This window comes from Ketobacter alkanivorans (assembly GCF_002863865.1).
Classification (GTDB): Bacteria; Pseudomonadota; Gammaproteobacteria; order Pseudomonadales; family Ketobacteraceae; genus Ketobacter; species Ketobacter alkanivorans.
This window is the reverse complement of the sequence record NZ_CP022684.1, coordinates 4201545-4216132: the sequence shown is the minus strand read 5'-3', so window position 1 is coordinate 4216132 and position 14588 is coordinate 4201545. Positions and strand designations below refer to the sequence as shown.

Annotated in this window: 11 protein-coding genes; 5 read left to right on the top strand and 6 right to left on the bottom strand. The window is 48.8% G+C overall.

The genetic code is table 11. From position 1 onward, the window contains the following. Positions 1 to 28 precede the first annotated feature (28 nt). Both Kalk_RS18105 and Kalk_RS18100 read right to left on the bottom strand, forming a co-directional pair. Entirely contained in the window at positions 29 to 2143 is a 2115-nt protein-coding gene (locus Kalk_RS18105; protein ID WP_101895588.1) for an AMP-binding protein, read from the bottom strand. 362 nt (positions 2144 to 2505) lie between these two features. After that, positions 2506 to 3279, bottom strand: coding sequence for a thioesterase II family protein (locus Kalk_RS18100; protein ID WP_101895587.1), 774 nt, complete (start codon positions 3277 to 3279; stop codon positions 2506 to 2508). A gap of 92 nt (positions 3280 to 3371) precedes the next feature. Here Kalk_RS18100 and Kalk_RS18095 point away from each other — a divergent pair, with 92 nt between their 5' ends. Next, positions 3372 to 5657, top strand: a complete 2286-nt coding sequence (locus Kalk_RS18095) for an efflux RND transporter permease subunit (protein WP_101895586.1) — start codon at positions 3372 to 3374, stop codon at positions 5655 to 5657. Between the two features lie 12 nt (positions 5658 to 5669). On the opposite strand, the gene Kalk_RS18090 is transcribed toward Kalk_RS18095, so the two are convergent. Continuing rightward, positions 5670 to 7481 carry a S8 family serine peptidase gene (locus tag Kalk_RS18090; RefSeq protein ID WP_101895585.1) on the bottom strand — a complete coding sequence of 604 codons (1812 nt, stop codon included), beginning with the start codon at positions 7479 to 7481 and terminating at the stop codon, positions 5670 to 5672. Between the two features lie 292 nt (positions 7482 to 7773). Between Kalk_RS18090 and Kalk_RS18085 the strand changes: the two genes are divergently transcribed. After that, on the top strand, positions 7774 to 9135 hold the full coding sequence (locus tag Kalk_RS18085) for a cytochrome P450 (RefSeq protein WP_101895584.1): 1362 nt from the start codon (positions 7774 to 7776) through the stop codon (positions 9133 to 9135). Between the two features lie 25 nt (positions 9136 to 9160). Here Kalk_RS18085 and Kalk_RS18080 read toward each other — a convergent pair whose 3' ends face one another. Continuing rightward, positions 9161 to 10207, bottom strand: a complete 1047-nt coding sequence (locus tag Kalk_RS18080) for an AraC family transcriptional regulator (RefSeq protein WP_101895583.1) — start codon at positions 10205 to 10207, stop codon at positions 9161 to 9163. 75 nt (positions 10208 to 10282) lie between these two features. On the opposite strand from Kalk_RS18080, the gene Kalk_RS18075 reads away from it, so the two are divergent. Then, positions 10283 to 10657: a hypothetical protein gene (locus tag Kalk_RS18075; protein WP_101895582.1), complete on the top strand. Its 375-nt coding sequence runs from the start codon at positions 10283 to 10285 to the stop codon at positions 10655 to 10657. Here Kalk_RS18075 and Kalk_RS18070 read toward each other — a convergent pair. Together Kalk_RS18070 and Kalk_RS18065 are read right to left on the bottom strand one after the other, a co-directional pair. Further along, positions 10654 to 11148 carry a CYTH domain-containing protein gene (locus tag Kalk_RS18070; protein WP_101895581.1) on the bottom strand — a complete coding sequence of 165 codons (495 nt, stop codon included), beginning with the start codon at positions 11146 to 11148 and terminating at the stop codon, positions 10654 to 10656. The genes Kalk_RS18075 and Kalk_RS18070 overlap by 4 nt on opposite strands. Positions 11149 to 11169: 21 nt before the next feature. Beyond that, positions 11170 to 11829 (bottom strand): esterase/lipase family protein, encoded by a 660-nt coding sequence (locus tag Kalk_RS18065; RefSeq protein WP_101895580.1) that lies wholly within the window; start codon positions 11827 to 11829, stop codon positions 11170 to 11172. A 94-nt stretch (positions 11830 to 11923) separates the two neighbouring features. Between Kalk_RS18065 and Kalk_RS18060 the strand changes: the two genes are divergently transcribed. Beyond that, a complete protein-coding gene (locus Kalk_RS18060; RefSeq protein ID WP_101895579.1) occupies positions 11924 to 12538 on the top strand; it encodes a TetR/AcrR family transcriptional regulator in 615 nt (204 codons plus the stop codon). After that, a complete protein-coding gene (locus Kalk_RS18055) occupies positions 12535 to 14484 on the top strand; it encodes an MFS transporter (RefSeq protein ID WP_233716705.1) in 1950 nt (649 codons plus the stop codon). Before Kalk_RS18060 ends, Kalk_RS18055 begins: the two co-directional genes overlap by 4 nt. Positions 14485 to 14588 lie beyond the last annotated feature (104 nt).

The following is a 14588-nucleotide window of genomic DNA, read 5'->3' as shown; positions in this document are numbered from 1 at the left end:
GAAATGCACCGCGTAGGCGCCGAAATGCCTACGCGGTGTTCTTCGTCAGATTCTCTTTTTCTTCTTTTTGCTCATGCTTGAGATCTTTTTCTATCAGCTCTGATGCAAAGTGATCTATTAACGCTTTCACCGTGGGATAGCGCATCAGTTCTGTAGCGGGAATGGTTCGTTCAATACGATCCTGCAGACGATCCACAAGATCAATAGCTTCGATAGAGTCCACACCCAGCTCCGAGAAGGTGACTCCCAGATCAATATGGTGGGGCTCTACATTTAACTTATCGCTCACCCAAGTCTGCATTTCACAATACAGCTCAGTTTGCCAATCAGTAAACGGTCGCGCCTCTTCTTTACGGTCAGATGATTTGCGAACTACTTGCGATGAACTGGTCTCCATCGTGTGCAATGGGGCAAAGTTGCCTAATTCATAGAGTTTTTTAGCCTCTGTGCGCTGAATCTTGCCACTGGATGTTTTAGGCAGCGTACCTTGTGCAATTAATACAACGGCCTTTGGCGTAATGCCATGACGGGTTGCCACTGCACGGGATCCCGCCAGTGCCAACTGCTGAAAATCAGTCTGATCACCGGCAATGTTGGCTACTTCCTGCATAATCACCAGGTGCTCTTTACCAGAATCACTGATGGCAAAAGCGGCACCACATCCTTTGCGGAAAGTAGGGTTAGAGGTCTGCAGAGAGAACTCAATATCCTGAGGATAATGATTGCGCCCGGCGACAATGATCAGCTCCTTGATACGGCCCGTAACAAACAACTCACCCTCATGCATTACCCCTAAATCACCGGTGCGCATATAAGTTTTACCGCTGTCATCACCCTTCATGCTGGCGCGGAAAACGCTATCAGAGAAACTCGGCTTATCCCAATACCCTTTGGCCACAGATGGACTGTTCACCCAGATCTCACCGACATCGCCAGGGGCGCACTCTTCATGGGATTTGGGATCCACTATACGCACATCGGTTTCAATGGCCAGCTCACCAGAGCTGACCAAAGGTGCCGAATCGGATTTAGCCGACTCCACCGGCTTGACGGTGCCTTTGGCTAGCTGATCAAGATCCGCATTAACTACCTTGGCGCCCCGACTGGCAGGAGAACCAGCGACAAATAAAGTCGCCTCCGCCAGGCCGTAACAAGGCAAGAACGCGCTTGCGTTAAACCCACACTCACCGAACTTATCGGCAAAGGTATTCAGACTGTCTACCTGAATGGGCTCGGCGCCGTTAAAAGCAACCTGCCAGCTCGACAAATCCAGCTGCTGCATCTGCTCATCGGTAATCTTACGGGCACAATATTGGTAGGAGAAGTTAGGGCCACCACTGATTATGGCACCCATATCCGATATGGTTTTCAACCATACAAAGGGGTTCTTGAGGAACGTCAACGGGGACATCAGGGTTACTTCGGTCCCTGCATAGATAGGCGTCAGCACCCCACCAATGAGCCCCATATCGTGGAATGGCGGTAGCCAAATCACGGTTTTGAGCTTGGAGAGAACATTATCCATGTCATTAGAATGGGCGAAGGACCATACAATCTGCTGGAAATTAGCGATCAGGTTTTCATGACTGACCATTACCCCTTTCGGGTGCCCCGTAGAGCCGGAAGTGTATTGCAAGAATGCAATATCCGATGGCTCGGCATCAAATGCTTCAAAGCCGCTTGTGTCCTGGCCTGCCATCAAGGTATCGGTGGGGATACAGTCCAGATTCATACCGTTGGTGGGATTGGCCACCCAGGCCTCAATCATAGGCATTAGCATGCTGGAGGATAGAATCGCTCCCGCATCGCAATCCTGCACCACTCGCTTCAGGCGATCAATATCCCTGGCCCCCATGGGAGGATAGGCCGGAACAGGCACACAGCCTGCGTACATACAGCCGAAAAAGGCCTTGATGTAATCCAAGCCCGGAACATACAAAAGCATGAGATTGCGTCCGGAAAGACCTTTCGCTACCAGCCCAGCAGCGATTTTTCGTGAAGCCTCATCCAGACCCGAAAACGTGATATTGCCCTCTGGGGCTCCACTTTCGGAAAGAAAAGATACAAAGGTGTTCTCACCTCTGCCTGCGGCGCGCTCGGAACTCATTTGAACCAGGTTCTTAAACTCTGGGAACCCTTTCATGTCTACCTCCACCTACTGTCTTTACCCTGTGTTTCAAGACGAAGGTGTGCTCATAGGTATAAATGGCGTGATCAATACCGGCGATTCACTGACTGGCTAAGTAAGCCTTTGAGAATCCTATCGGTTACGTCGAGTATTGCCTAAACTGCCTTTTATTATTTTTATCAGCACAACCCAATGGCAGAGCCAGTTTAAGTTCGCGCTCCTCGCTAAAACTTGTAAGATACGGCCAAATAAGTGACAGTCTGTAATCGAACTGTGTACATTCAAACACAACAACTACAAGTTTTGATGAAAGGATAAGCGAATCAGTCTGTGGCCCTGACAATTCCGTATATTTTGTTATTTTTTTATAACACTATTTAGAATGCGATTAATTCTTCATCATCACCTTGAGTTAATGTGGCCAAAACCGTCCTCAATGAGGCCAGGAACTCGTTGACGCTATCTTGGATAAAGAAATGCCCTCCTTCAAAAGCTTTGTGCTCAAAGCGTGAAGTGGTTGCATTTTTCCATGCATTCAGCTCATCGGCAGTGGCCACTTTATCCTCAGTTGCCGAATAAAGGTAAATAGGTGCGCTGATTGTTTGACCAGGAGCTGAGACAGCATGGTCATTTAGTGTCAGATCAGCCTTAATCACCGGCATGTAAAAATCCATCATTTCCTGACTGGCGCGAATCGCCTCAGGCAAGCCGCCAAGGCGCTCCAACTCCTTCAAAAACTGCTCTTCTGAAAGGTCGGTAATATTAAACTCAGATTCAAGCTGTGGAGCCCTGCGGGCGCTTGCGCACAACCCCAGAGGGTAAACACCCTGTTTCTGCAAGCGAAGCGCCAGCAGGAAGGCAATCATCGACCCAAAGCTATGACCATAAAGAACAAATGGCTTAGCTGAGAAAAAGTCAGCCTGATCAATAAATAAATCGACAATTTCGTCGGCAGACTTTGCAAAAGGTTGCCCATGCAAGGATTCTCTACCTGGGTAATTGGCTGACCACACCTCCGCATCTGGCAGGAATTCACTCCACCGACGGTACATCGATGCGCCGCCACCGGCACAGGGGAAACAGATCAGCCGATATTCAGCCGCGGGGTTCGCGCTGAAACACGCCAGTGACTTATTTTTACCAAAAATCATTGCAGACCTCTGAGCAAGATGATTAGATGCTTTTATCAAAGGCGCCCATGGTAACGCGGTGCACAGCAGAATAAAAACACAGAATAAAAATAATGAAGCCGTTGCGTTTTCTTCACCTTAAACTGATCGCCCTATTTGTTTTTTGCATTGCAGTGGCGCTATCACCACACATCCCAGACATCACCTATCGCAGCGAAATCACAGACTACTTTCGCGAAGACAATCCAGAAGTTAAAAACTTTCACAACCTGGAAGCAGACTTTGGGGTTCAGCAAAGTTTGCTGATCTTATTGCACTCTCAAACCGGTACGCTGCTATCTGAACAGGGCATATCCAATCTATTCACAATCACCAGCAAGATCCAAGCTCTTGATGGTGTGGAACGAATTCAATCTTTGCTTTCTACTGCCATCAGCAATAATCAACAGGATACCCGCTCACTGTACCGCCACATTAAAGATGGCGGCGATCTCAGTGATCCGATATTGGGGCAATTGGCGGACAACGTAAGCAATAGCAGCTTGCTGTCAAAAAACGGAACCGTGGCCAGCCTGCAAATCCACTTTGCTGACACAGAGCAGATCGAAACCCTTTATCCACTGATCCGCTCCACCCTTGATGCAGCGTTCACGACACCAGGCCTTGGTGAGGTGCACATGCTGGGGCCAGTTGAAATCAAGCATGCGCTGCATCATGCGTTAATGCATGATGGCTTCTACCTGATGCCTTTGGTATTAATCACGGGGTTGGGTGTGCTTTGGTATTTTCTGCGGTCATGGTGGCTGGTGGTGTCCGGTGCCACTTCAATCATCATCGCGTTGTGGCTAACCGCGGGGATAGTTGGCCTTCTAAAGCTCACCATCAATCAAACCTCCGCTCTCGCCTTCTGCATTGCTTTCATTATTGCACTGGCTGACATCATACACTTGTTGATGAGTTTCACTCACCAACGACCAGATCTGCCACCCCAAACCGCCATGCTAAATGCATTGCGCAGCAATTTCATGTCGCTTTTTTTAACCAGTCTTACAACTGGCATCGGCTTTTTAAGCTTGAACGGAAGCAGCTCGCCGGTATTCGCAACCTTTGGGAATATCGCAGCGATCGGTGTTGCTTGCGCCTTTATCTCCGCTATTTCCATCACATCCGCAATGGCGGTTTGGAGACAAACCAATGCTCGCAATCAGGAGCCTGATCTGTTTCAACGCTGGTCACTTGCAATCAATGCCGGCCGCACCCGGCTAAAAGCGTATCATTATGGCCTGTTTTATCTAATTACCATCGCTCTATCCTGCTGCGTTTTTCTGAACGACTATCACAACGATCCATTGGATTACTTCGAATCAGATTCACCCATAATCAACGCCAGTACGTTGTCTGAAACAGAGTTCGGCATTCATCACCCAATAACGGTACAGCTGAACTCAAATCATCGAGATGGCATATTTACGCCCGAGTTCTTACACGCGTTAAACGGGTTTGAAAGCTGGCTTGATGCTCACCCAATGGTGTCACGCCACAACAGCTACAGCTCGGTGTTAACTCAGCTGAAAAGGCATCTATACCAAGGCAATTTAAAGTGGAGCGCCAGCCCCAACCAGTCATCCGAGTTGGCAGATCTATGGAATCTTTATGAAATGGCTTCGCCGGACAACACGGCCGAGACGCTAGGCTTAGACAAACATTTCCAATCTGCTGTGATCTCGCTTGGAATCCCTAAACTCAGCAGCACTCAGCTGCTCCAATTACAAAGCGACATTAATCAATGGTTCACCAATAACGCGCCAGCCATCAAAATATCAGTAACAGGACACGCTATTCTCTTTGCCAGTATAGGAAAGCAATTAACCAGCAATATGTTTATCGGTGGATTACTCTCTGCCATGGTTATTTCATTGTTAATTGGGGTGTTCCTTCGCAATATGCGCATAGGTGTATTAAGCCTGATCCCCAACCTTTTTCCTGCCGGGGTTGTATATGGACTTTGGGGAACATCTGTTGGTGTAATTGATATAGCCGCAGCAGGCACTCTTAGCATCAGTCTTGGCATCGTGGTGGATGACACGATTCATATATTAAAACGCTATATCGGTTTTCGGGAGTCTGGCTTACCGCCACAACTGAGCATCGAAAAAACGTTTGAAGAGGTGGGGGCAGCACTGATGCTGACCACGTTCATTCTTTCATTAGGGATGATGGTGCTGACTCTATCTATATTTGGCCCGAATCAGACTACTGCCATTCTCATGGCCAGTATTATCGTCGTAGCGCTAATTTATGATTTCATCATGCTGCCAGACTTACTGGAACGATGTGACGGTTGGTTATTTTCCAACTATAAACTGAGAGCCACCACCCCTGCTGCGCAGTTGCAGTAGCTCTTTGGTTTATTACTGAAGCCGACGCCACATCAATGCGAGCATCGCCAACATCATCCCCCCCAGACCACCACCAAACTTTTTAGTGGCATAGTTGTTGTTGATGTCGGGATCGGTATCTGCACCAGTAATGCTCGCAGAAAAGTCCATCTTCGCATCATTACTGGTACGCACCCGAAAAGTAATAGCTTGGGAAGCACCTGATTCCAACTCTGACCAGGCGCAACTGTAATCTGTTAAGCTGCAGACAACGCCTGGTGACGCCATTACCATATCAAGGCTAACCTCTGGCGGAAATATATTACTGAGCACGAGATCACTCGCTTGATCTGGCCCATCATTGCTGACGAGCACCTTGTACTGGATAGTGCCCGTTCCATCGCCACTATCAATAAATTTTCCATTATCCGCCTGTAACGCAACACGCAAATCTGCAATCGCATCTGCCACAGTCAATCCCAGGATTCGTTTCACAGCCTCTTCTGCATCCAAAATACCCGTACCACAACCAGGGCAAGCAACGTAGAAGTCACGGGTAGTATCTTTCAGTGCCGCCTCCAACTCTGCCGGACTTGCTTCCGGCTGGACGCTGCGCATTAACGCAACCACACCAGCGACTTGCGGTGCAGCCATGCTCGTGCCTTGATAGGGGCCATAGGTATCGCCTGCAGGCGCAAACACACCAGCGTTCAATGTCGACCAAATACCATTGGGATCGTTTGCAGTATTTATGACGCCACCTGGTGCAACCAGATCCACCACCGATCCAGTATTTGAATAAGATGCCAAATCGCCATAATAGTTAATGGCTGCAACATTGATAACTCCAGAACAATTGCCTGGTGCATAATCGGTTGCGTTCGCTGCCGAATTTCCAGCCGACGTCACGACCGTAACACCAGCTGCATTTGCGGCATTAATTGCATCTGAATATGTTTGACTGCAACTGCCAGTAACCGAACTGCTAAGGCTCATATTGATAACATCAGCTTTGTTTGCGTTGCCCGGAACGCCTGGCACACTGTACCCGGAGGCCCAATAAATGGCGTCAGCAATATCGGAGGTATAGCCGCCACAACGCCCGAGAACTCGCAAAGGCACAATATCAGCATCGTAAGCCACGCCCTCCATGCCGATGCCATTACTGGCTGCAGCAACAAGGCCGGAAACATGGGTGCCATGCCATGTGCTTTTCTTATCAGCTTCTGGCATTCCACCGCCGCAGGCTCCTGCCACAACTCCATCACCTGGATCCAGCGGATCACCATCACGACCATCTCCATCGTTGGCGGTGAACGTATCCGTTATAAAGTCATAGCCCGGCAGCGTATTGGCGACCAGATCCACATGAGGCCGTATACCGGAATCCAACACAGCAACTACAGCACCCTCACCAGTACTGTAATTCCATGCACTATCGGCATTAATCCCCCCCAGGGAAAAATGCAGATACCACTGTGAGCTGTAGAGAGGATCCGCTGTAGGGACCATCCTTAAATCAGGTTCAATATAGGCGATATCAGAATCATGGCTCAGTTGGGTCATCACATCGAACCAATCCTGGTAGCGACGCGACTCGGACATCCGTATTACCACCGCCCCATTATTCAGTGTGCGCTGGACATCAGCCCGCACCCCCACGGCCTGCTGCATACGCTGAAATGCGCGAGGGTTCGCCCTTTCAAGCGCTGTAGGCGTTGCCTTGAATTTCACAATAAAGCGGTCGAATGGCAGTTGCTCATGACCAGCAGCAAGTGTCGATCCCACCACACTTAACCCAGCAACCAACATAACTCCACTATGCAGCCAGTGCAGCAACCCCATGATCCACTCCTTTAGTTATTGTTATAAGTGTATTCATATTAAGTCAGGGTTTTGCTTATAACAAATGCTTCTGTTAGCACTCAACGTGTATACCCCCCCCTCAGAGCCTAAGTATATTTTCTTGCTGTTTGACCGCACCCGACAATGATGGCCATACCAATGTCAAAACAGCACAAGGCAGGTGTGCTTAAATGAATGTATGACTGAAGCGTCACCAACATATGCTTACCACACCATAAAAAGCAGCCCGGATAGTCAATAGCAATTTATTCGGCGACAAAGAGGAAACACGATGACCACTATTGCAGAATCTGCCTCAAAACTGCCCCGTAAACCCAGCAGTAAAGTCACCCACATACCAGGTGAAAATGGGCTCCCCGTGGTCGGATTCACCTTTGAGTTTCTGCGTGACTTCCATGGCCTGGTTAACAGGATGGCGCAGAAGCACGGCCCCGTGTTTCGCTACCGTGCGGTGATGCAGGATGTCATCACCCTCACCGGGCCTGACGCCAACGAGTTTATCCTTAAAGATTCAGATCACAATTTTTCCAGCAAGAAAGCCTGGGATATCATTCTGGAAGAGCTTTTCCCTAATGGTTTGATGCTGCGCGACTTTGAAAACCACAAAGTCCACCGCAAGATCTTGCAGGGGGCATTTAAAAAGCCTGCAATGCAGGCTTATGTGGAAAAGATGGATCTTCGTTTTGACAGTGGCATCCAAAACTGGCCCAAGAACAAGGAAATGATGTTCTTCGACAACATCAAGGAATTACTGCTGAATGCGGGGGCGGAGCTGTTCCTGGGCATCAAAATGGGCAAAGAAGCCAACAAGGTAAACAAGTCGTTTATAGCAGCCGTGGATGCTTCACTGGCTATCCTTCGACTACCGATACCAGGTACAACCTGGTGGCGTGGCATTCAGGGGCGTCGTTATCTGGAGACGTTTATTGGTTCACTGGTAGCAGAAAAACGTAACAGCCAGCACAATGATTTCTTCACCCAGATCTGTCACTCTCGAGGAGAAAACAACGAGGAGTTAACCGATCAGGAAGTGATTGATCACATGATCTTTCTGCTCTTCGCGGCTCATGACACAACAACCAGCACCCTTTGTTCGCTGGTGTATCGTTTGGCGAAGCACCCTGAATGGCAAGAGGCCCTGCGAGAAGAAATACTCAGTCTCGGTAAAGATAACGTCACTTATGAGGATCTGGACAAGCTTGAAAAAACCAGTTTGGTGTTCCGCGAAACCTTACGTATGCATCCTCCTCTGCCCACTATTCCTCGCCGCGCCATTCACGATTGTGAATTTCAAGGCTACAAGATCCCCAAAAACGCGGCGGTTGGCGTGGTTCCTCTACACACACATTACATGAAAGAGTATTGGAGCCACCCCTATAAGTTCGACCCTGAACGCTTCAACGCTGAGCGTGCCGAGCATAAGAAGCATTTTTATCAGTGGGTGCCCTTTGGCGGCGGGCATCATAAATGCCTGGGCCTGAATTTTGCGGAGATTCAATCCAAAGTATTCCTGTTTCACTTCCTGAAACAATATAAAGTTGAAGTCCGTAGCGGCTATGAAATGCCAACTCAGGTTGTACCTTTGGCTGTGCCTAAAGATGGCTTCCCTTGTACATTGACCCCATTAAGCTGATCAACAGAACATACTGCATCTATGACTATTCTGCACCGGGCTCAGCGCCCGGTTTCTGTTCGTGGTTAGACTGTGTTAAGCTGCGCCGGTAACGGGAGGGCGGCATTCCTGTCCAGCGCTTAAACGCACGATGAAATGCACTTTGTTCTGAATACCCCAACATCATGGCAATATCGAGAAAATTATAATCATTGCGGATGTACTCCAAAGCCATACGCATACGCAGGTCATCAACCATTTCCTGATAATTTATGCCTTGCTTGGCCAGAGCACGCTGAAAACTGCGTTCAGTTTGGCCGATATGCTCACAGGTTTGTTTCAAAGACGGCGTACCCTGGGGCAGAGCCTCGACAATATAGCGCTGGACTTTTTCCACCAACTCATCACTAACAGCCAAAGACTCCAGCACTTGATTGGCATGCTCTTCCAAAATCTTTTTAAGCCTTGGGTCACGAAATGCAGAAACCTGACGAAGGCCGTCAATATCTACCGTAATCTGATTGCAGGGCTGATTGAAATAGCAGCTTGTTTGCAGGAACTCATCGTAAAAAGGCGGCGTTGGCCCACCATCATGCTGGAAACACACACTCAAATAACGCGTCTGATCGTTGGAGGTTGCCCTCGACAACGCCAGACTACTGGAAACAAAATAGTCCACCACATGCCTGCTAACCCGACTATCCTGCAGACTGAACTCACAGCTTAGGGTTTCACTGTCAGTTATCCATTTCATTTCAAGGGCATTCGTAACGATCGTGGCAAAACGCTGGATATACTGAATACCCTCCATGCCATTTTCGCCTGACATAATCAGGTAACCCAGGCGCCCCCAATGTCGGGCCAGGAAGTTTTCCCCCACCTTGAGTCCGATATAATCATCATTGGCATACTCCGCCGCGGCCTCAAATATGGAAGAAAACAACGCAAAATCCGAATAGCCATTATTGTGGTCATCATCGACGGCGAATCCTTGCTGCTGAAAAAAGGCCTCTGCTGATTTGCCTATGGTATCTAAATATTCACCAATGGCTTCAATTAACTCAATGGCTACGTGTAATCTCGGTGTCGTCATCGTTGTCTGTTTAGCTTTATCTTGATTCTGATTTAGTGGACAATTCCACCACACTTGCTGCGTCAACCAGGAATTATGTCAAATAGTATTATTGCCGAAATTCGTTCGGACATCATAAAAGAAGAGCCATGCGAATTGATCTGCCTTCATAATGGACTGATCATTGCTCTTAGCGCATCTGCATTAGGCTGCTATCGCGATCAGGCATCCTTGCGTGATCCTCTGGGTAATGGCCTGCTTTCATTCTGTGCCCTCGAGTCAGAGCATCGTATCCGATTTCAGGGCGGCCGCTGCATAACCACGTTCAGCGGTGGCTACGTGGGCCTGACAGATGGCAAAGCCTTACTGATTTCACCCTTCAAAGCACGCCTATACCCTAACAACCAGGACGGACTGCGAGGCCTGAACTGCCTTGGAGAGCTGGACCTGCCCGAAATCGACGTACTCTAAAGCTTCTGTTCAGACCAATTTCGGTAAGGGTTGGTCACCAGGCTAACATTATAGTACCGAGCATCACCGGACACCTCCTGCCCAATCCAAGCCGGTAACTCGATCTGTTGATGCTCCGATTCCAGCTCTACCTCCGCCACCACGAGCCCCGTATTATCCCCTTCGAACACGTCGATCTCCCACTTTAGCCCCGCCTCATCCCTGCAGTAGCGAGTCTTTTCAATCAAGGGTTTGGTACACAGGTTACCCAACATGTCGTTGGCATCTGCAACAGGAATAGTGTATTCAAATTCAGCCCGACTCAACCCTGTGTTTTTGCCTTTAACCGTGAGCTTGGCTACATCACCTTCGATTCTTACCCGTACCGTCGTGAAACCCTCAGTTGGGATATAGCCTTGACGGAATCGCACGCCGACCAATTCGCTTCCATCCTCCAGGCTTTTCCAGTCACTGTTCTGCAACAGAAACTTACGCTCTATTTCTACGCCCAAAACCAGCCTCCTTCACCGCAATTATTGAAAGTGACCAAATCGTAAAAAGTGCAGTAGATGTTGCCGCACCCGCTTGTCATTCATTATAAAAGTATGCCCGACCTCCAAGACTCGAAAATCGCTCATACCCGGATGACGACTGCGACTGACTGACACTTTACCATCATTATCTTCACCAAAGAGCGGTGAAAACCAGGGTTCATACGACGTTCGCCCTGCAATCACCCCCACATCCAGTGGCAGCTGTTTTTGCTCACGCTTCAACAATTGCAACGGAACACTGGTCTCATCGGTTCCCAACTGAAGAAAGGCCGGCCCCATGATGTTAGGCACGAAAGGTATATGTCGAAGCACATCCACCACCTCACTACCTTGCGAAGGGGGAGCCAACATTACCGCTCGACCCAGCCTAGCCTCAGGAATACTCCAATGCTGCAACCCATAACGCAGCAAAATTCCGCCTAAAGAATGGGTAACAAAGTGAAGCTTGCCTTCTGTAGGCAATAAAGGGAGCAGATCATGGAACAAACGTTGGCATAACTCCGCAATTGAACCGCTCCGCGAAGCGTAGCCCATATTTATTACGGTAAATTCCTGCCGGGTCAGAAAACGTGCCAGCCCTCTCATCGCCAAGGGGCTACGGCCCAAGCCATGCAACAGTACCACTGTGTCTGCCGACATAGTCCAGCTCCTTGAATAGTAAACATTGTTCAATTATGCTTTTCGGACAATAACAGAAAGACCAGTTCGCCTCTACCATAACACAGGAACGGATATGGCACGCCGCAACGAACACTCACGCGACGAAATCCAGGGAATGGCCATTGATGCCACTCATACTCTCATCAGCCGGGAAGGACTTGAAGGAGTCAGCGCCCGCAAAGTTGCCCAACAGATTGGCTATACCGTTGGCACACTGTACCAGAATTTCGAGAATATCCATGAGCTTATTCTGCACGCCAATGCCTTCAGCCTCACGCAACTACTCAGTGAACTGGAGCAGGCATTTCGCAAGGAACCGAAACCATTGCAACGGATCATTCTGATCGCCAACACCTACCTCAAGTTTGGACAAACCCACGAGAAACAATGGGCAGCTATATTCCGCAACACATTGCCCCGAGACTTTGTCATGCCTGATTGGTATCAGGCTCGTATTGATGCGTTGTTCTCTCTGCTTGAGCGCGCCGTACGAGAATTAGCGCGGCATCGCGATAACAAGCAGATCAAGCTGGCATCGCGCACACTGTGGAGCGGCGTGCATGGTATTTGTATTTTGCACATAGGTGCCAAGCTCTACTCAGATCAAATAGCTACTCCACAAGCATTATTAGAGTCACTAATTACTAACTATCTAACCGCATGGGTGCAAGAAGGAAGCAAAGCATGAGCGATAATGGCGAGACCCACTCCCAATTTGAACTACTCAAAACAAAGCGTTTTGCTCCTTTTTTCTGGACTCAATTTTTCGGCGCGTTTAACGATAACATTTTCAAAAACTCATTGATGGCATTACTTACTTTTGGAGTACTGAGCCGAGCATGGGAGTGGCCTATTGGTTCCTCTTCAGTAGACAACGGTGCAGAATTGGCTACTGAAGTTTCATTGTCCGCCATGAACAACCTGGGGGCAATGCTGTTCATTCTGCCGTTTTTTCTGTTTTCGGCTTTGGCTGGCCAGCTGGCCGACAAATACGAAAAGTCCTCTCTGATACGTTATATAAAAGCGCTGGAAATACTGATTATGGCGCTGGGGGCGCTGTGTTTTATCTACCAACAAACCTGGGGACTGATGCTGCTATTGTTCCTTATGGGCACTCAGTCCACCTTCTTTGGCCCGGTAAAATACAGCATCATTCCACAACACCTTAAATCAGGTGAACTAGTGGGCGGCAACGCTCTGGTGGAAACCGGCACCTTCATAGCCATATTGATAGGAACTATTGCCGCCAACATCATGAGTGACTGGGAATCCGGCCCTGCATTGATTGGGGGAACCGTGATCGCGGTATCTGTAATCGGCTTTCTCACCTGCCTCAAAATCCCAGAGGGACGCGCGCCCAGCCCAGATATCAAAATACGCTTTAACCCGATTATCGAAACCTGGCACACGATCCAATTCAGCCGCGAAAATAAAGCTGTGTTTCTCGCCATTATGGGCATCTCTTGGTTTTGGTTCCTAGGGGCGGCCTACCTCACCCAGATCTACGAATACACCAAAATTGATCTCGGCGGAGCACCGAGTGTTGTTATGTGCTTGTTGTCTGCATTTTCAATCGGCATTGCCGCTGGCTCATTACTGTGTGAACGCCTGTCTGGCCACAAAATTGAACTGGGCTTAGTGCCGTTGGGTTCAATCGGGCTCACGCTGTTTGGATTAGATCTTTACTTTCATACCCATCCGGCTCCGCAAAATGAGCTGATCGGGCTGAGCGCATTTTTATCAGATTCCACAAACTACCGCGTGCTTTTTGATTTCATGATGATAGGTCTGTCGGGCGGACTGTATATCGTCCCCCTCTATGCCATGGTTCAAGAGCGATCTGATGAAGCGCACCGCTCGCGCATCATCGCAGCCGTAAATATTATGAATGCCCTATTCATGGTTGTGTCTGCCGCTACCGGCATATTACTGCTGGGAGTAATGGAGTTGAGCATTCCTGAATTCTTCATGGTATTGGCCATTATGAATGTGGCCGTTGCATGGTTTATCTATACCGTGATCCCAGAATTCGCAATGCGCTTCCTGATCTGGGTTATTACTCACACCATGTACCGAGTCACACACGTCAACCTCAACAAAATCCCCGACCAAGGTGCATGTGTGCTGGTATGCAATCATGTTTCCTACATGGATGCTCTGATTATTGCCGGTGCCTGCCGACGCCCGGTGCGTTTTGTCATGTTTAAACCCATCTACGATCTTCCTGTTTTGAATTTCATCTTCAGAACCGGCAAGACAATACCGATTCATTCCAAGTCTTCAGATCCCGAAACGTATGAAAACGCGTTTATGCGAATTTCGCAGGAGTTAAAGGATGGGGAAGTCGTCTGTATTTTCCCAGAAGGCAAACTGACTCAGGATGGTGAGATCGACGAGTTCAAAGCCGGCATCGAGAAAATCATCCAGGCTGACCCTGTGCCGGTAGTTCCCATGGCGCTGAAGGGGTTGTGGGGTAGTTTCTTCAGCCACAAGGACAGTAAGGCTCTGACAGGGATGCCGAGGCGCTTCTGGTCTCGGGTAGAATTGGAGGCAAGCGACCCTATCGCACCGAATCGGGTCAGCGCCGCCCTGCTGTATGACAAAGTCGCCACCCTGCGAAGCAACCGAAGATAATGTCAACAGGCTGCCTTAAAATGAATACTTATATCCACGTACCGGCCTATAACCCATGCTGCAGTAAAAAAAGCAGTCTTTTCAAGCTTGACTATACTACTTAT